Annotated in this window: 21 protein-coding genes and 2 tRNA genes; 13 read left to right on the top strand and 10 right to left on the bottom strand. The window is 34.5% G+C overall.

Annotated features, from left to right (window positions below; translation table 11 throughout):
• Window positions 1-118 precede the first annotated feature (118 nt).
• The 6 genes from J3D55_RS01650 to J3D55_RS01625 all read left to right on the top strand — a co-directional run bounded on the left by J3D55_RS01650 (window position 119) and on the right by J3D55_RS01625 (window position 4,064).
• Entirely contained in the window at window positions 119-1,435 is a 1,317-nt protein-coding gene (locus tag J3D55_RS01650; protein WP_259127529.1) for a 2TM domain-containing protein, read from the top strand.
• Window positions 1,436-1,444: 9 nt separating this feature from the next.
• On the top strand, window positions 1,445-1,750 hold the full coding sequence (locus J3D55_RS01645) for a 2TM domain-containing protein (protein WP_259127528.1): 306 nt from the start codon (window positions 1,445-1,447) through the stop codon (window positions 1,748-1,750).
• 15 nt (window positions 1,751-1,765) lie between these two features.
• Window positions 1,766-2,335 (top strand): methyltransferase family protein, encoded by a 570-nt coding sequence (locus tag J3D55_RS01640; RefSeq protein WP_259127527.1) that lies wholly within the window; start codon window positions 1,766-1,768, stop codon window positions 2,333-2,335.
• Window positions 2,336-2,658: 323 nt separating this feature from the next.
• Window positions 2,659-2,952 (top strand): 2TM domain-containing protein, encoded by a 294-nt coding sequence (locus J3D55_RS01635; RefSeq protein WP_259127525.1) that lies wholly within the window; start codon window positions 2,659-2,661, stop codon window positions 2,950-2,952.
• A 33-nt stretch (window positions 2,953-2,985) separates the two neighbouring features.
• Complete coding sequence (locus J3D55_RS01630; protein WP_259127524.1) at window positions 2,986-3,279, top strand: 2TM domain-containing protein; 294 nt, start codon at window positions 2,986-2,988, stop codon at window positions 3,277-3,279.
• Between the two features lie 41 nt (window positions 3,280-3,320).
• The gene (locus J3D55_RS01625; RefSeq protein ID WP_259127523.1) at window positions 3,321-4,064 is read left to right on the top strand and encodes a LytR/AlgR family response regulator transcription factor; all 744 of its coding nucleotides are present in this window, start codon (window positions 3,321-3,323) and stop codon (window positions 4,062-4,064) included.
• Window positions 4,065-4,105: 41 nt separating this feature from the next.
• On the opposite strand, the gene J3D55_RS01620 is transcribed toward J3D55_RS01625, so the two are convergent.
• Window positions 4,106-4,600 (bottom strand): hypothetical protein, encoded by a 495-nt coding sequence (locus J3D55_RS01620; RefSeq protein ID WP_259127520.1) that lies wholly within the window; start codon window positions 4,598-4,600, stop codon window positions 4,106-4,108.
• Between the two features lie 14 nt (window positions 4,601-4,614).
• A complete protein-coding gene (locus tag J3D55_RS01615; RefSeq protein ID WP_259127519.1) occupies window positions 4,615-5,001 on the bottom strand; it encodes a hypothetical protein in 387 nt (128 codons plus the stop codon).
• A 114-nt stretch (window positions 5,002-5,115) separates the two neighbouring features.
• Between J3D55_RS01615 and J3D55_RS01610 the strand changes: the two genes are divergently transcribed.
• A complete protein-coding gene (locus tag J3D55_RS01610; protein WP_259127517.1) occupies window positions 5,116-6,234 on the top strand; it encodes a glycine-rich domain-containing protein in 1,119 nt (372 codons plus the stop codon).
• Between the two features lie 286 nt (window positions 6,235-6,520).
• Here the strand turns inward: J3D55_RS01610 and J3D55_RS01605 are convergent, their stop codons facing one another.
• The 4 genes from J3D55_RS01605 to J3D55_RS01590 form a co-directional block, all read right to left on the bottom strand.
• Window positions 6,521-6,727 (bottom strand): hypothetical protein, encoded by a 207-nt coding sequence (locus tag J3D55_RS01605; protein ID WP_259127515.1) that lies wholly within the window; start codon window positions 6,725-6,727, stop codon window positions 6,521-6,523.
• Between the two features lie 118 nt (window positions 6,728-6,845).
• A complete protein-coding gene (locus J3D55_RS01600; RefSeq protein ID WP_259127513.1) occupies window positions 6,846-7,148 on the bottom strand; it encodes a hypothetical protein in 303 nt (100 codons plus the stop codon).
• A 150-nt stretch (window positions 7,149-7,298) separates the two neighbouring features.
• A complete protein-coding gene (locus J3D55_RS01595) occupies window positions 7,299-8,069 on the bottom strand; it encodes an SDR family oxidoreductase (RefSeq protein WP_259127511.1) in 771 nt (256 codons plus the stop codon).
• Window positions 8,070-8,087: 18 nt separating this feature from the next.
• Entirely contained in the window at window positions 8,088-8,843 is a 756-nt protein-coding gene (locus tag J3D55_RS01590) for an SDR family NAD(P)-dependent oxidoreductase (protein ID WP_259127510.1), read from the bottom strand.
• Window positions 8,844-8,959: 116 nt separating this feature from the next.
• On the opposite strand from J3D55_RS01590, the gene J3D55_RS01585 reads away from it, so the two are divergent.
• A complete protein-coding gene (locus J3D55_RS01585) occupies window positions 8,960-9,367 on the top strand; it encodes a winged helix-turn-helix transcriptional regulator (RefSeq protein WP_259127509.1) in 408 nt (135 codons plus the stop codon).
• Window positions 9,368-9,468: 101 nt separating this feature from the next.
• Here J3D55_RS01585 and mnmA read toward each other — a convergent pair whose 3' ends face one another.
• Window positions 9,469-10,656 (bottom strand): tRNA 2-thiouridine(34) synthase MnmA, encoded by a 1,188-nt coding sequence (gene mnmA, locus J3D55_RS01580; RefSeq protein ID WP_259127508.1) that lies wholly within the window; start codon window positions 10,654-10,656, stop codon window positions 9,469-9,471.
• Window positions 10,657-10,771: 115 nt separating this feature from the next.
• On the opposite strand from mnmA, the gene J3D55_RS01575 reads away from it, so the two are divergent.
• Window positions 10,772-11,299 carry a hypothetical protein gene (locus J3D55_RS01575; RefSeq protein WP_259127507.1) on the top strand — a complete coding sequence of 176 codons (528 nt, stop codon included), beginning with the start codon at window positions 10,772-10,774 and terminating at the stop codon, window positions 11,297-11,299.
• A 230-nt stretch (window positions 11,300-11,529) separates the two neighbouring features.
• On the opposite strand, the gene J3D55_RS01570 is transcribed toward J3D55_RS01575, so the two are convergent.
• Complete coding sequence (locus tag J3D55_RS01570) at window positions 11,530-14,061, bottom strand: ATP-dependent Clp protease ATP-binding subunit (protein WP_259127506.1); 2,532 nt, start codon at window positions 14,059-14,061, stop codon at window positions 11,530-11,532.
• 152 nt (window positions 14,062-14,213) lie between these two features.
• Between J3D55_RS01570 and J3D55_RS01565 the strand changes: the two genes are divergently transcribed.
• The 4 genes from J3D55_RS01565 to J3D55_RS01550 all read left to right on the top strand — a co-directional run bounded on the left by J3D55_RS01565 (window position 14,214) and on the right by J3D55_RS01550 (window position 17,223).
• On the top strand, window positions 14,214-14,438 hold the full coding sequence (locus J3D55_RS01565; protein ID WP_259127505.1) for a uroporphyrinogen decarboxylase: 225 nt from the start codon (window positions 14,214-14,216) through the stop codon (window positions 14,436-14,438).
• Complete coding sequence (locus tag J3D55_RS01560; protein ID WP_259127504.1) at window positions 14,438-15,535, top strand: glycosyltransferase; 1,098 nt, start codon at window positions 14,438-14,440, stop codon at window positions 15,533-15,535. The genes J3D55_RS01565 and J3D55_RS01560 overlap by 1 nt, the downstream gene beginning before the upstream one ends.
• A gap of 297 nt (window positions 15,536-15,832) precedes the next feature.
• Complete coding sequence (locus J3D55_RS01555) at window positions 15,833-16,252, top strand: SufE family protein (protein ID WP_259127503.1); 420 nt, start codon at window positions 15,833-15,835, stop codon at window positions 16,250-16,252.
• Window positions 16,253-16,254: 2 nt separating this feature from the next.
• Window positions 16,255-17,223, top strand: coding sequence for a glycosyltransferase family 9 protein (locus J3D55_RS01550; RefSeq protein ID WP_259127502.1), 969 nt, complete (start codon window positions 16,255-16,257; stop codon window positions 17,221-17,223).
• 105 nt (window positions 17,224-17,328) lie between these two features.
• On the opposite strand, the gene J3D55_RS01545 is transcribed toward J3D55_RS01550, so the two are convergent.
• Together J3D55_RS01545 and J3D55_RS01540 are read right to left on the bottom strand one after the other, a co-directional pair.
• Window positions 17,329-17,403: transfer RNA gene (locus tag J3D55_RS01545), tRNA-Val, on the bottom strand.
• 35 nt (window positions 17,404-17,438) lie between these two features.
• Window positions 17,439-17,513 (bottom strand) — tRNA-Val (locus tag J3D55_RS01540).
• Window positions 17,514-17,515: the final 2 nt, after the last annotated feature.

Genomic DNA, 17,515 nt, shown 5'->3' with positions numbered 1-17,515 from the left:
AAAACCTTCCATCGCGGAAGGTTTTTTTATGCAGTTCAGTCAGGAAAAATGACGATTCGGTGAAAAATAGTTTTAAATACTTTTAATATCGAGTATTTTTGAACCAAGATAAAAGATCATGAAACGTAAAGGCATAATAATATTATTTTGGGTATCGCTGGGAACGGCTTTGTTTTTCTTTTTTGTTTTTAACGACGAAAAGACTTTCAAGAATTTTGCGATCACTCTTTTGATTTCCACGATGTATTCGTTCGTTTTGGGGCTTGGAAACGCATTTATAAATGATTTTCTCAACAGAAAGTTTCCATGGTCTGAAACAACGAGGTTGAGGGCGATTTTAAGTGTCGTTTCTATTCTTATTGCCAATTTTATTCTGGTCTATTTCTGCAACTATATGAATTTTGTGGTCATTCAGAAAACTGCGACGATAGATGAGTTTTTCTCAAGCAAATACAACACGTCGAATTGGTTTATGATTAACATCGCTTTGTTGATTTCGGCTTTTCTTCATGCAAAAAGCTTCATGGAGGAACTGAAAAAAACGTCCAAAAAAGAAGTTGTAGAACAGAAATTAATTGCAAAATCGGCAAACGCACAGTTTGAAAGTCTTAAAAATCAATTAGATCCGCATTTTTTGTTTAATTCTTTGAATGTTTTAAGTTCGTTAATTGATGAAAATCCGAGACAGGCGCAGAAGTTTACGGCTTCAATGTCAAAGATTTACAGATATGTGTTGGAACAGAAAGACAAAGAATTGGTAACCGTAGAAGATGAACTGGAATTTGCAAAAACATATTGCGATCTTTTAAAAACAAGATTTGAAGACAGTGTAGATTTTGTTTTTGATGTGAAGAAAGAAGATTACAGAAGATTTGTCGTTCCGCTTTCATTGCAATTGCTTTTGGAAAACTGCATTAAACATAATTTTGCGACTTCTTCAAAACCTTTAATTATTAAAATTTTCTCCGAAAATGATACACTTTGCATTGAAAATAATCTGCAGGTAAGAGAACAGATCAAAGAAAGTTCAGGAATTGGGTTGTCGAATATTGTTCAGCGGTATTCTTTACTCACGAAACGAAATGTTTTCATCGAAAAATCTGAAGATTATTTTAAAGTAAAACTTCCGGTATTATCAGCCAGACCAAACGTTGTGAGTGAGATAATCGACGATCAGGATAAATCTTACCAAAGAGCTCAAAAGCGAGTAAAAGAAATAAAAAGCTTCTACGGAAACCTGATTTCTTACTGTATTGTGATTCCTGCTTTAATTATAATTAATCTCATGACAAGTCCCGATGATATATGGTTTTACTTCCCGATGTTGGGTTGGGGAATCGGACTTGCAGCACACGGAATGAACGTTTTTGCGATCGGTAAAAACTGGGAAGAAAGAAAGATAAGAGAACTTTTAGAAAAACAAAATAAACAATAAAAAATAATCATGGAAAATATAAGCAAAGACGATATCAGATACAAAGAAGCTGAAAGAAGAGTGAGAAAAATCAGGAGATTTTACACTTTTATATTCATTTATTTCGCAGTGAATATTTTTATTTTGTATATGAATTACAGAGATTTAAAACCCAATGAAACAATCTGGCAATTGAAATATTTTTCGCTTCCGTTGTTTTGGGGAATTGGCGTAATCGGCTATGGAATGAGCGTTTTTTTACCGGGATTCATCTTGGGAAACAAATGGGAAGAAAAGAAGATTAAAGAACTGATGGAGAAAGAGAAGGAGGTTTAATTTAAAAATCACAAAATGAAAACACTCCAAATTATTTTCACGGCTTCAATGTTCGCTTGGTTTTTAAGTGAAATTCTTTACAAAAACATCTTAAAATCCAACGAAAAAGATAAAAAAGACAAAGATAAATCTACCTTAAATCTTCTTTGGATCGCGATCCCTTTTTCGATTGCAAGCTCTGTCACGATTTCTTACTACACAAAATTTCCGATTTCTGATGAGGTTTGGATCTATTATTTAGGAGTCATTTTTATTGTAGTCGGAATTATTTTAAGATTCATCATCATCAAATCTTTAGGAAAATATTTTACCGTTGATGTGACGATTCGAGAAGATCATAAAATCAAAAAAGAAGGTTTTTACAAATATCTCAGACATCCTTCTTATGCATTTTCTTTACTGACATCTTTGGGTCTTGGATTGTATTTAAACAACTGGTTGTCATTGGTTTTAGCATTTGTTCCTACGTTTCTGGCATTCAGTTATAGAATTACCATTGAAGAAAGAGCTTTAATTGAACAATTTGGCGAAGAATATTTGGAATACAGAAGAAAAACGAAGAAACTGATTCCTTTTGTTTATTAGAAGAAAAGATATTTGAATCTTTTAGGCATAATTTTTAATAAAGTTTGTCATTCCGTAGGAATCTAAGCACTAATTCTAATATGATTGCCGAGATTCCTACGGAATGACAATATGATATAAAATCTGTGTAATTTATTGCTCTTTGTAAGAATATTCAGATAAACATAAAAACAAAAAAATCCCGATTCTCCGTTGAGTCGGGATTTTTACAATTCAGGTCTCATTTTCTACGGTTCGGTCATATAAAATTGATTTGAGGGTAATTCTTGACCTACATTTGTCTCAACAAAAACAAACAACTTACATCTTTTAAAATAAATACGATGGAAACAATAATCAACAAAGAAAATTTAGCCTACAGAAAAGCAGCAAGAAGGGTAAAAGAATTAAAAGGATTCTACGGAAATCTGACTTCATATTGCTTGGTAATTCCGTTTTTAGCAGCATTGAATCTTTTAACAGCTCCGGAATATTTATGGTTTTTATGGCCGATGTTAGGATGGGGAATGGGAATTGCCGCTCATGCAATGAACACTTTCGGAATCGGAAAAACCTGGGAAGAGAAAAAAATCAAGGAATTGATGGAGGAAGACAGAAGAAACGTAAAAACACTTTAAATAATTTAAAAATAACCTTAAAAACTTACTACAATGGACTACAATCAAGCTACACAAAGAGTAAAAGAACTTAAAAGATTCTACAAAAGCGTTTTATGGTTCGGAATCGTCACTTTTATCATTTTCTTTGATGATATTTTTGAAAAAGGAATTTTCAATTTTTCACTTTGGGACGGATCAATTTTTCTGGTAATCTGGGGAATTATTCTTACTGTAAAAGCTGTAAAACTATTCCTTCTGGATTCTGAATGGGAAAGAGATGTGATGGAAAAAGAGATGAGAAAAACGAAAGAAACCGATTCAGTTTTAAAAGCTGATAAGTTTTGACTAATTTTATTTCGAAATTTTAAAACTAAAACAGGAACTCAATGATCAAAACAGTCATTATCGAAGACGAAAAACCGGCTTCAAGGAAATTAGAAAGAATGCTCAGCGAATTTCCTGAAATCGAAGTCGTTGCAAAAATAGAATCGGTGGAAGAAGGCGTTCAGTGGTTTTCTGAAAACGAACATCCACAACTTATTTTCTCGGATATCGTTCTGGGCGACGGTTTATCATTCGATATTTTTGAAAAAGTTCCTACGAAAGGTTTCATTATTTACACCACGGCTTTCGATCAATACACGTTGAAAGCATTTAAATTAAACAGCATCGATTATCTTTTAAAACCGATTTTGGATGAAGATTTGGGTGGCGCTATTGAAAAATTCAAGTCGTTTCTTCCTGCAGATAATTCTGTGAGTTCACACGAAATCAAACAGTTAATTAAGAAAGATAAAACGACACTTTCCAGAATCTTGGTTAAAATCGGGTATAATCTGAAAATTGTTCAGACGCATGAAGTAAGCTGTTTTTTCAGCGAAAATAAAATTGTTTATCTGCAGACTCAGGAACGTACTTATCCGTCAGATTTCACGTTGGATGAGCTGGAAGATGTCTTGGATGAAAAGAAATTTTTCCGCGCCAACCGACAGTTTATCATTAATTCGGATTACATAAAAAACATTCACACTTCCCCCAATTATAAAGTTGAAATGGAATTTCAGCCAAAAGAAGAGATCACAATAAGCCGAGATCGCGTGAAAGATTTCAAAGATTGGTTGGTCGGCTAAGTAAGGTTTCAATCCATCAACAATCAACCAAAACCCATCAACTACTTATAATCTATACGGTTAGCTTCTGTGTCTTCAAGCTGTTTTATAATTGATTTTGGAATCTCATCGCTGTCAATCGGAAAGCTTATGGAGTCCGGAATAAAATTTTTTCTGTCTGCTTTCTGAAAGATTTCGAAAAGAGCAATCGGCTCTTGATTAAAACTGATACACGTACTTATAAAATGCAACTCATGGAGCTTATATTCTGGATTTTTCAGCTTTTCCTTGATGTCTTTTATCCTTGAAATAAAATGACGTTGACGAATGAACGTATTGCTGTTCATGATGATAAAAATATAATCTGAATACGCTGTAATTTTCCCAAAATACTTGTGACGGTCGCCACCGCTTCTTTCAACGAAATATTCACCGGAAGTTTCTGATTTGTAGATTTCCGTCGCAGAACGCCAGATTCGGTCTTCTTTCGCGAGCAAAGGATTGTCGGGAAGATTTCTGTTGTAAGAATACCAACAACCAACGAGTCTGTCGAGCAATTCTGTGTTTTGTTTTACGTTATTATATCAATTCTCAGATCATTAAAATCAAACGATTCCGTATTTGAATTAATGAAATCAATATAATTTGAATAACCTAAAACTTTGACAATCAGACTTAATTTTGCCAGATTCGGTTTGCTTAAAACAGCATTTTCATTATGATAATATTTCTTTAATTTATTGATAATCAAATGTTCGTACAAATAATTTGAACCTAATACATCGGGTTCTTTTTTTATGCTTTTTTCAGTGTTTTCGTTGATAATTAAATCATTAAGTTCTGCAACAATATAAGACCATTCGGTTTTTGAAACATCTTCCCAATGGTTTTTCTTTAAAAAATGAAGGCTTAAGAAGTTCATTAATTTCTCCAGATGCAGAATATCTTCTTTTTTCATTGGTTTATTTTTGTAAGACTAATTTAAGATTATTTTAAAACCAAAAAAGATTTTTGCAAGACTTTTATATTTTAAATCAAAGCCATATTTGAATAGAAATAAAAGTTAAAACAAATGGAAACAAAAATCTTATTACAGAATGATTCTCTTTGGAGCAGACTTCAGAGTTTTTCATTAGACAATCCGAATGTCGCTTTTCCTTTTTCAAAAAAGCTGGCAAAAGAAGAAAACTGGACTTTAGATTTTACTAAGAAAGCGATAGAAGAGTATAAAAAATTCGTTTATCTGTGCTGTATTCTTCCAAACGGGGCTTCCCCGAGTGACATTGTAGACAAAGTTTGGCACATGCATTTAATCTACACACAAAATTATTGGGAAGAATTCTGCCCGGATATTTTACAGCAAAAACTTCATCATCGTCCTTCAAAAGGAGGTTCAAACGAAACAGAAAAACACGAAAACTGGTTTCGGGATACGTTGAAAAATTACCAAGAAATTTTCATGGAGAAAGCTCCGGAAGATATTTGGTTAAGCCAAAATGAAAAGCCAAAACAAAGAGAATTTTGGATGAACAGGTTTAAAATCTTCTCAGTTATTTTGATTGGTTTTATTTTAAGTTCTTGTTCAGATGATGTAAGTAATTTGTTGTCTGTCATATTTATAGTAATTCCTTTGGTATTCTTAGTGATATCTATTCTTTCCAAAGTTTTCAGCGGAAATCATGATCCGAAAAGTCAAAATAAAAACGACGGCGGCGACAGTACTTTTGGGGGAAGTTGCAGCGGAGGAAGCTCAGGTTACAGCAGCAGTTTCTTGCGGAAGCAGTTGTGGTGGCGGTGGATGCGGTGGTTGTGGCGGAAGTTAATTTTAAAACCGAAGATTATGAAAAAAATTATCATTCACACAGTTCCGGTTTTGATAAGTTTTCTCTGGCTTGTTTTAATCAATCATACTTTTAACCCTATTTTTTTGAAAGGATCTGATTTTCTTAAATTTTACCAGATTCTTTTATTAGGATTTTACAGCTCGGTTTTCATCTTACAATTATTTAAAGAAGAGGTTTCCAAAACGACATTTTACTTTATGATTTCTATTTTTATTTTAGGAATTATAAAATTAATACGAGGAATATTCTTAGGAAAACCTGTCGGATTTTTAATCATGATTTTATTCTTGGAATTAATTGTTATGCTGTGTGTTAATTCGATTAAATTAAAGTGTAAAATGAAATAATTTCGCACTGATTATTTCAAAAAATAAACCCGAAACAAAATGCTTCGGGCTTTGTAATATCTTTTAAACGCTATGATCGCAAATATTTTTTTAATTAAACATGAAAATATTTTCGTTCGCAAAGGCGTTTCACTCAGCTAATATCGCAATCAGCCTTTGCTGAACAGAGTGTCTTTGCGACCGGAACAATAAAAAATAGTTATTAATAAAACCTTGCGAGCATTGCGTTAAAATAATTTATATCAAGAAAATATGTTAACCAGTCTTATCCAAAGCTCAGAATAGCTTATATCTTTTCCTTTTCGTGCTCAATTTTGGTTCCGTATTTTTCTACCATAACGTAAGTGAAGGCAAGCAAAAGAATACTCAAAACAAGGTGTGATTTTTCGGGATGTGCGATTGCCTGATAAAGATTGTATCCGAAAGTGGAAGATACAACGGCAAGTAAAATCTGGTTGGTAATGGTGTACTGATTTTTTAAAGTAGTTTTCATAAGTAATATTTTAAATTGTTATTTATCAAGTAAGTATAATAATTCAAAATATGTTACAAAAAATAAAAAAGTCCGGAAAATTTATTTCCAGACTTTATCATAAGCATTAATATGTTTTTTACTTTCTAAAACCACGGTTTACGGCAACTCTTCTGTCTTTATTGTGATCATTTCTCTGATATTGAGCATATTGACCTCTGTTTAAGATTTTTCTAAGACGGATGTCATATTCTCTTGGGTTCAGTCTTTCTCTTGACAACATGCTGATTTGTTTTTCCTGGAAAGGAGACAACCTCAATCCTTCAAACCCTCTTGAACCTTGGTGATATTCGATGTTGTCATTTCTTCTGTCGTCGTTTCTATGTTGTGCATTTGCAGCGAATGCGATAAATAAACTTGCTACTAAAACTAACTTTTTCATAATAATTAAATTTTAAGATTGATAATCTATTTTGTTTTTCTTACTTAATACTAAACAATAGATATGCCTGAAACTGCCACAAATAAAGGCTTATAGAAGTATAAGCCTTTTTTATAGATGAATGGTGAAATTTAATCGACGACGAAGAAATTATTTCATCAGACTGATATTGGTAAGACCTCCGTCTGCAAGAATTTCGGTTCCTACGATGAAAGAAGATTCGTCTGAAGCCAAGAAAACGGCAGCATTTCCGATCTCAGAAGGAAGTCCTTGTCTGCCAATTGGGGTGATGTCTGACCACATTTGTTTTACCAGCTCCAACTGTTCTTCAGGGACAAGTTTTCCGAATACCGGTGTATCAATCGATCCGGGAGAAAGGGTATTTACTCTTATTTTTCTTGGTAATAAATCTAGGGATAAACCTTTTGCCAAGAAGACAATTGCTGCTTTTGCGGCTCCGTAAATTGCCATTCCCGGTGCGGCACGATGCGCAGCACTTGATCCGATAAGAATGATAGAAGCGCCATCATTTAAATAGGGAAGTGATTTTTGTACGGTGAAGTAAGCACTTTTCAGATTTAAATCCATGTATTGATCGTAGCTTTCCTCAGTCACATTTTCGATACTATCCAACGGAACACCGTCTACAACTCCTCCTGCATTTACTACTAATACATCAATTTTTCCAAATTTTTCTGCTGTTTTCTTAAATACATTTTCAAGATCATCAAGATTGTTGACATCTCCTTTAATGCCGATAAATTCATTATTTAAAGCATCTGCAGAGATTTTTAGAGTCGTCTCATTTCTTCCTGTAATCGTTCCGACCGCTCCTTCATTTTTGAATGATTCTGCAATGCCAAATCCAATACCGCTATTACCGCCTGTAACTACGGCTACTTTGTTTTTTAATCTGTTCATTTTTAATTGATTAAATTTTTATAAACCATAAATTCCACCGGAAACCGCAATTTGCTCACCCGTAATCCATCCTGCATCATCAGAAGCAATAAATACGGCAACTTTTGCAATATCTTCCGGCTGTCCGGTACGTCCAAGCGGAGTAGTGGATACCAATTTTGCTTCAAACTCACTGCCGATGAATCTAGCGCTGTGAGAACCTTCCGTTTCTACAACACCCGGTAAAATAGAATTGATACGGATATTTCTTCCAGAGAATTCTTTTGATAAAGCCACTGTAAAAGCATCTAAAGCGGTCTTCGTTGCAGAATAAACAGAACCTGTAGGTAATGGTGATCTGCTTGCTCCAGAACTGATATTGATGATATTGCCGCCTTTTTCGCCAAACAATTTTAATGCAGATTGAATCGCAAAGATAGATCCTAAAACATTAATGTTAAATTGCTGATGGAAGGTCTCCGCAGATACCTGTTCGATCGGTTCGTAATTGTAGATTCCGGCATTGTTTACCAAAATATCCAATGTGCCGAAAGCATTTTTTGTTTCATCAAAAAGTCTGATGATATCTGCTTCTACCGACACGTCGCCTTGTACGGCAATTGCGGTTCCGCCATTATCGGTGATAGATTTTACTACTTTTTCTGCATCTGTTTTACTTGATGCGTAGTTCACGACTACTTTTGCGCCTTCTGCGGCAAAATGTTTTGCTATTGATGCTCCTATTCCTTTTGAAGCACCTGTAACTACAGCTACTTTATTTTCTAATTTATTCATTGTTTTTTTGTTTAAAAACTTGAGAGCAAAATTATTACATTTAAATTTATTTTGGTAACTTTGTAACTAAAAGTAACAGTAACTACGGAGTAACGTTGTAACATAAAAGTAACCTTATGAATTGTAAACCAATCAGAACAGAAGAGCATAAAAAAGATTTGATGGCCGTTCAGGACTCAATGGATGCATTGCAGGGAAAATGGAAAATATCCATTATTTCTTCGATTTGTTATTACAATAAAAGACGTTTTTCTGATATCTTAAATGATGTAATCGGGATTTCTAATAAGATGCTGAGTAAAGAATTGAAAGAACTGGAAATCAACAAACTCATTAAACGAACGGTTTTAGATACTCAACCTATAACAGTTCAATATGAGCTTACAGAGCATGGCAAGTCGCTGCAAACGATTATAAATAATTTAAAAGATTGGGGAATAAAACACAGAAAGGAAATTATAGGAAATAATTCCGAAACAATTACTCATACAGAAGCGGAGAATGTTTTAGTTGAGAATATGTAAGCTTAGCATTTTTAAATCTGCGTAATCTGTCTAATAAGCGAGAGCCTAAAAAGTTTAAAATTAGCCATAAAAAAAGACCTTTTTAAAAGGTCTTAATATATTTACGAAATAACTCCGCTTCCTATCAATTCATCATCAATATACCACGATGCAAACTGTCCTTCTGCAATGGCGGATTGTGGTTCTTCAAATTCCATATAAAAAGCATTTTCAAACTGGAAAATCGTAGCTTTCTGCAAAGCCTGTCTGTAACGGAATCTTGCCATTACTTCCATAGATTCTCCGTTTTTTAGCCTTAAATCTTCTCGAACCCAATGTAATTCCGGATTATCAACTTTCAATGCTTTTTTATGCAAACCTTGGAAACTGTGACCTTCTCCGACGAAAATAATGTTGTTTTCCATGTCTCTGGACACGATAAAACAGCTTTCTTTGTGTCCGCCTATTCCTAATCCTTTGCTTTGACCGATCGTGAAAAATTGAGCACCTTGATGCTTCCCAATTACTTTTCCGTCTGCTTTTTTATAATTGATTTTTTGACTTAAATATTCTAATTCTTCTTCTTTTGATGAAAAACTTGGAGTTTCCTGAGAAAATAAAGGCGAATCTTTGAAAATTTCTACAATTTCACCTTCTTTTGGAACCAATTGCTGTTGTAAAAACTGCGGAAGACTTACTTTTCCGATAAAACATAATCCCTGCGAATCTTTTTTATCAGCGGTTACCAAGCCGATTTCTTTTGCAATTTCTCTTACTTCAGGTTTTGTCAGTTCTCCAATCGGAAACAAAGCCTTAGATAATTGATCTTGATTCAACTGACACAGAAAATAGGACTGGTCTTTGTTGTTATCCTTTCCTGCTAAAAGATGGAAAATTTCTTTCCCATTTTCATCAATAGTAGAATCTACTCTTGCATAATGTCCTGTTGCCACTTTATCTGCACCCAAAGACATTGCCGTTTTCATAAAGACATCGAATTTTACTTCTCTGTTGCACAAAACATCAGGATTCGGAGTTCTTCCTTTCTGATATTCATCGAACATATAATCAACGATTCTTTCCTTGTAAAGCTCGCTCATATCGATCACCTGAAAAGGAATTCCCAATTTCTGGGCAACCATTAAAGCGTCATTACTGTCCTCAATCCACGGACATTCATCTTCCAATGTAACGGAAGCATCATTCCAGTTTCTCATAAACAAAGCCACGACCTCATGACCTTGCTGCTGCAGCAAATATGCTGTAACACTGGAGTCTACACCTCCTGATAATCCTACTACTACTTTCATTGTATTTCAATTTTACGAAACTCTTAACGGGAGTTCTTAGTTTGACGCGGCAAAAATACAACTAAAAAAATTCGTAAAAAAACCATAATTTTAAACATCGATAAAAACAATTTATATGAAAAAGTTTATTATTTCTTTATTTTTAATGATTTCAGGATCTGTATTTTCCCAAGTCGCTGTAGGAACGACACCCGAAAATAACAATCACTGGACTTTTGGTGGCGGAATCGGAGTGGGTTTTGGAAGCCAAAGTGCATTTTATTTACAGGCTTCTCCGAGAGTTGGTTACCGACTTACAGATGATTTGGAAGGTGGAGTAATCGGAAGTGTTTCATGGCAGACCTCAGATTATTACCGTTCAACAATGCTTGGAGTTGGTCCGTTCCTGAATTATTATATTGCAAGAACTTTTTATTTGAGCGCTAATTATCAGCATTATTTCATCAATTATAAAGACAAATTTTACGATTATAAAATGAATGCGGAAGAAGATGCTTTATATCTTGGCGGAGGTTATATGCAAAGAATCGGGAACAATTCTTACATGCAGCTTGGCTTGATGTATAATGTGCTTTGGAAAGAAAATTCTAGTATTTTTTCTAGTGGGCTGGTTCCTAATATTGGTTTTGTGGTGGGACTTTGATTTTATTTTCCCACGGATTACACAGATTTTCACGGATGTTTGTGTTTTTATTTTTGAAAAATATTTGGATTAATTATGTTTTAAAAATATTCTCGCTGATTTTGCAGATAACGCTGATTTTTAGTAGTAATCATCTGTGCAAATCTGTGAAATCCGTGGGAGAAAAGAGAAAACAAAAAAGCATCGAGAAAATTCCCGATGCTTTTTTATATTAAATTATTTATTTAAGGTTAAGAAGACTTTTCAGCCGCTGATTTCTTTGGCTTTGAAGTTTTTCCTGTCAAACCGTCTTTCGCTTCATTCACTTCAAGAACTACAGTTTCTCCTTCGTTTAATTGTTTGTTTACAAGCATTTCGGCTAATAAATCTTCAATATATTTCTGGATCGCTCTTTTCAATGGTCTTGCTCCGAAATCTTTGTCCCAGCCTTTTTCAGAAATAAAGTCTTTTGCTTCTTCAGTTAATTCAACTTTATATCCTAATTTTTCAAGTCTGCTGTACAATTTATTCAATTCAAGATCAATGATTTTCTTGATATCAGACTGCTCAAGAGAGTTGAAGATCACAATATCATCAATTCTGTTTAAGAATTCCGGTGCAAACGCTTTTTTAAGGGCATTTTCAATCGTGCTTCTCGCTCTGGAATCGGTGTTTGTTTTCTTAGCCGAAGTTCCGAATCCTACACCGTCTCCGAAATCTTTAAGATCTCTCGTTCCGATGTTTGAAGTAAGGATGATAATTGTATTTCTAAAATCAATTTTTCTTCCTAAACTGTCCGTAACGTGACCTTCATCTAAGATCTGCAACAAGATATTGAATACATCGGGGTGAGCTTTTTCAATCTCATCCAAAAGAACCACAGCATAAGGTTTTCTTCTTACAGCTTCCGTTAATTGTCCGCCTTCTTCGTATCCAACGTATCCCGGAGGCGCTCCAACCAATCTTGAAACCGCGAATTTTTCCATGTATTCACTCATATCGATTCTGATCAAAGATTCATCAGATTCGAATAATTCTCTTGCCATTACTTTGGCCAACTCAGTTTTACCAACTCCGGTTGTTCCTAAGAAAATGAATGTACCGATCGGGCGGTTCGGATCTTTAAGACCGGCTCTGTTTCTTTGAATTGCCTTAACAACTTTTTTCACAGCGTCTTCCTGACCGATTACTTTTCCGTTCAGTTTTTCATCCATCTGAGCTAATTTATCAAGCTCATTCTTACCAACTTTCGTTACCGGAACACCACTCATCATAGAAACTACTTCAGCAACACTCTCTTCAGATACAGTTTCTTTTTTCTCTTTTACATCTTTGTCCCATTTATCCTGAGCAGAATTCAGTTCCATCTGAAGTCTTTCTTCTTCATCTTTCAGCTTTCTTGCTTCAAGATAATCCTGAGCTTTTACAGCTTTCTGCTTCATTTCCTTGATATCTTCGATTTGTTTTTCAAAATCAATGATCTCGGTAGGAACTTTCATATTTTTAATATAAACACGAGATCCGGCTTCATCCATTGCATCAATCGCTTTGTCCGGTAAGAATCGGTCTGTAATATATCTTGCTGTCAAGTTGACACAAGCCAAAATTGCTTCCGGTGTATATACTACATTATGATGTTCTTCGTATTTATCTTTAATCTGATTTAAAATCTGAATCGTTTCCTCAATATTGGTAGGTTCTACCATTACTTTCTGGAATCTTCTTTCTAAAGCACCATCTTTTTCGATGTACTGACGGTATTCGTCAAGAGTTGTAGCACCAATACATTGGATTTCTCCTCTTGCCAAAGCGGGTTTAAACATATTTGATGCGTCCAAACTTCCTGTAGAACTTCCTGCACCAACAATGGTGTGAAGCTCATCAATGAATAAGATGACATCTCTGTTTTTTTCCAGCTCCGTCATGATCGCCTTCATTCTTTCCTCAAACTGACCACGGTATTTTGTTCCGGCAACTAAACTCGCCAAATCCAAAGTGATCACTCTTTTACCATAGAGAACTCTAGAAACTTTTTTCTGTTGAATTCTTAAAGCCAAACCTTCAGCGATGGCAGATTTACCAACTCCCGGTTCACCAATAAGCAACGGATTGTTTTTCTTTCTTCTTGATAAAATCTGAGAAACTCTCTCAATTTCTTTTTCACGACCGATTACCGGGTCTAATTTCCCGTCTCTAGCTAAAGAAGTAAGGTCTCTACCAAAGTTATCCAAAGTAGGAGTTTTACTTTTTGCAGAACCTAAATTTCCTGTAGGCTTTCTCATTTGCTCAAATTCCTCTCTGTCATCATCATCGTCATACGCACTGTTTTGTGGTGACTGACCAGAATTTTTAAGCATCGTTTGGTACTCTTTTGAAACACCTTCGTAGTCGATATCGTAAGCTCCCAAAATATTTGAAGTAGGATCCTCATATTTATAAAGAATGCCTAAAAGCAAATGAACGGTATTAATCTCATTACTTTTATATTGTCTGCATTCTAACTCCGCACGTTTGATCGCATGATCTGCCATCTTGGTGAAAGAAATATTGGTAACCTCTTCAGAAATAGGATTAAGACTTGCTGAGTTTAGAGTTTCAATTTTTCTTCTGATTTGTGTTAAATCCGCATTAAGGTTTTGAAGGATTTCTTTTGCAGAGTTTTCCGTTTTTATAATACCTAAAAGTAGATGTTCTGTATTAAGAAATTCACTTTTCAGCCGTTTAGCTTCGCTTTTGCTTTGTTTGAACACTTGGCTCAAACCTTGTGAAAACTTATAATCCATAATATATCTCATTAGAATAAAAGCAACATTGCCATTTATTCATTATCTAAATTACAAATATTTTACCAAAAATCAATAAATGACTTTATGGCAGAAAAAATTTTATTATCTTATTGAAAATGATTAAGTTTGTTATTCATAATTTTTTTTTCATGAATCCCGAAATTGCTACTTATATCGGATATTCCGCTTCACTTTTCATTGTTCTGAGCTTTATCTTGAAAGATATTAGAAAAATCAGAATCGTTAATATGATCGGATGTATCTGTTTCGTCATTTATGGCATATTCAGCGGAATGCTTTGGCCGGTCATTATACCCAACGGATTGATCTGCTTTATACAAATTTACCATCTTTTGGCGAATAAGAAAAAGTAATGAGCAGAAAAAAAATTATCACCTCTGCGTTCAGCAATTTATATACAGATCAGCGTATCGAAAAGGGATGCAGTACTTTACACGAAAACGGCTACAGCATTGAGTTAATCGGAAATAACTGGGGCGGCGCGGAAGAAATGTCGCGTCCGTATTCTTTTTCAAGAATTAAATTAATTTCTAAAAATCTTAAAACAGCTTATTTCGAATTCAACTGGAAATTATACCATGAATTAAAGAAAAAGGCAGATAAAAATACAATCCTTCATGCCAATGATTTGGATGCTTTACTTCCTAATTATTTGATCTCAAAAAAGTTAAATATTCCGTTAATTTTTGACAGCCATGAAATTTTTTCCGAAATGCCGGCAATTCAGGGCAAAATGTCACAAAAATTGTGGAGATATCTTCAAAAATCTGTCGTTCCGAACATAAAATATATGATTACGGCAAGTTCGGGATATGCAAATTGGTTTAAAAATCAATATGGAGTTGATCCTGTTGTTGTTCAAAATGCTCCGAGAAAATTAGATTTTACAATTGAAATTCCTGAAAACAATCCAAGAATTCTTTTATATCAAGGCGTGATTAATCCGTTTCGGGGAATTGATAAGGCTATTTTAGCAATGAAATATCTAGACAATGTTATTTTTAAAATTGCAGGAGACGGACCAAAAAGAAAAGAATATGAAGAATTAATTATTAAAGAAAATCTTCAGAATAAAGTGGAGTTTTTAGGAAAATTATTGCCCGAAGATTTAAGAAAAATCACTTTAACTGCAGATTGCGGAATGAGCATTGAGGAAAATGGGGGCGAAAGCTATTTTTATTCTTTGCCGAATAAGGTCTTGGATTGTATTCAGGCACGAGTTCCTTTGATTTTATCTGGGCTTCCAGAGATGCAATATATAAAAAATCAATTTGATGTAGGAGAAATTATCAAAGATCATCAACCTTCAACTATTGCAGAGTCAGTTAATTTAATTTTAAATAAAGGAAGAAAAAATTATCAGCCTGAACTTGAAAAAGCGGCAAACATTCTTTGTTGGGAAAATGAGGAAGTGAAATTGTTGCAGGTGTTTGAAAAGGCTTCTGAGTAAATTTTTATCGCAAAGTCAGACAAAGATTATTAAATTGAGTGTGTTTTAAAGGTAAACTGAGGCGTTTCACTTATCAAGGTAAAACAAAGTAAATAATTCTAAAACTCGTATTTCTAAAACAAGCGAACACTTTTTTGACATTAAATATTTTTAAAGAGTTTAAAATAAACTTCCCTAAGCTTGGGGTTAAAATAAAAATCAAATCATTTAAGAATAATTATAAATAGATTTCACATTACATCCATATTAAAATTATCTTTTTAAATTTGATTAACTTTGCATAAAGAAAGTATAGAAATGACCATTAAAGAAAAACAGCAGGAAATAATCGACGAATTTGCGTTTCTTGAAGATTGGGAGCAGAAATATGAATACATCATTGATCTCGGAAAAGAATTGAAAGGACTTCAGGAGAGCAAAAAAACGGTTGATAATCTGATCAAAGGCTGCCAAAGCAAGGTTTGGATCGACGCTGAATTTAAGGATGGAAAATTGTTTTTCGATGCAGATTCTGACGGTATTTTACCGAAAGGAATTGTTTCTTTATTGGTAACGATTTATAGCGGTCATTCTACACAGGAAATTTTGGATTCTGATTTCGAGTTTATTTCTGAAATCGGGTTACAGGAGTTTCTTTCTCCGTCAAGAGCCAACGGTTTGATGGCGATGACAAAACAAATTAAATTTTACGCAGTAGCATATCAACTCAAGTCTTAGGTTTGACAAGGATTTTAGCATATCGTTTTTCCGCCTTTGGTGATGTTGCGATGACAGCGCCGGTGTTCCGTGAGTTTTTAGAACAAAATCCGGATGTGGAAATTGTGATGGTCTCAAGAAGTAATTTTGAGGCTTTGTTTACTGATATTCCGAATGTTATATTCAAAGGAATTAACCTTGATGATTATAAAGGTTTCTTTGGATTGACACGATTGGCGAACGAATTAATTAAGGAATTTCAGCCCGATTTGGTTGCGAATCTTCACGACGTCATCAGAACGAAAATTTTAGATAAAATCTACAGAAGAAAAGGACTTAAAGTCTTTAAAATCAATAAAGGAAAAGAAGAAAAAGAACAGTTAACTGACATTTGGAACCTGAATAAAGTTCAGCTACGAAGAACAGTTGAACGTTATGCGGATGTTTTTCGTGAAATGGGTTTTACAATTGAATTATCACATCAATTAAGACCGGTTTCAACAGATAAATTAGGAATTGGTTTTGCTCCTTTTGCTCAGCATCGGGGGAAAATGCTTCCTTTGGAAAAATCTTATGAACTGGTAAAGATTCTGTCTCAAAAGCATAAAATCTACTTTTTTGGAGGTGGAAAACAAGAAACCGAAACGCTGGAAAAGTGGGAGAGGGAAATCCCAAATACGTCTAGTTTATCAGGGAAATTAAGTCTTACAGAAGAATTAAATAAAATCTCACAACTGGAATTAATGATTTCCATGGATTCTGCCAATATGCATTTGGCGAGTTTAATGGGAACAAGATGTGTTTCTGTTTGGGGCTCGACGCATCCTTATGCTGGATTTTTAGGCTTCGGACAAAGTGAAAACGATGTAGTACAGGTGAGTGACCTTACCTGCAGACCATGCTCCGTTTTTGGGGATAAAGAATGTTATCGCGGAGATTGGGCTTGTCTTGAGGAGCTTAATGTGCAGAAAATTGTAGATAAAGTTTTATAAATACAGTCTCTCAGTTTGAGGGACTTTTTTTATGACGATATTTTTCTCAAAAAATTGTGATTGCTATATAACAAAAAAAACCTCCCAATAAATTGAGAGGTTTTGTGGGCCCTGAGGGATTCGAACCCCCGACCCTCTGGGTGTAAACCAGATGCTCTGAACCAACTGAGCTAAGAGCCCTGAAATTTTTTGAAAGGCTTCAGTATCCTTTTTAGTGGGCCCTGAGGGATTCGAACCCCCGACCCTCTGGGTGTAAACCAGATGCTCTGAACCAACTGAGCTAAGAGCCCCT

The organism is Chryseobacterium ginsenosidimutans (assembly GCF_024807225.1).
Lineage (GTDB): Bacteria > Bacteroidota > Bacteroidia > Flavobacteriales > Weeksellaceae > Chryseobacterium > Chryseobacterium ginsenosidimutans.
Note: the sequence above shows the minus strand (reverse complement) of the source record. Positions and strands in the feature narration are given on the sequence as shown.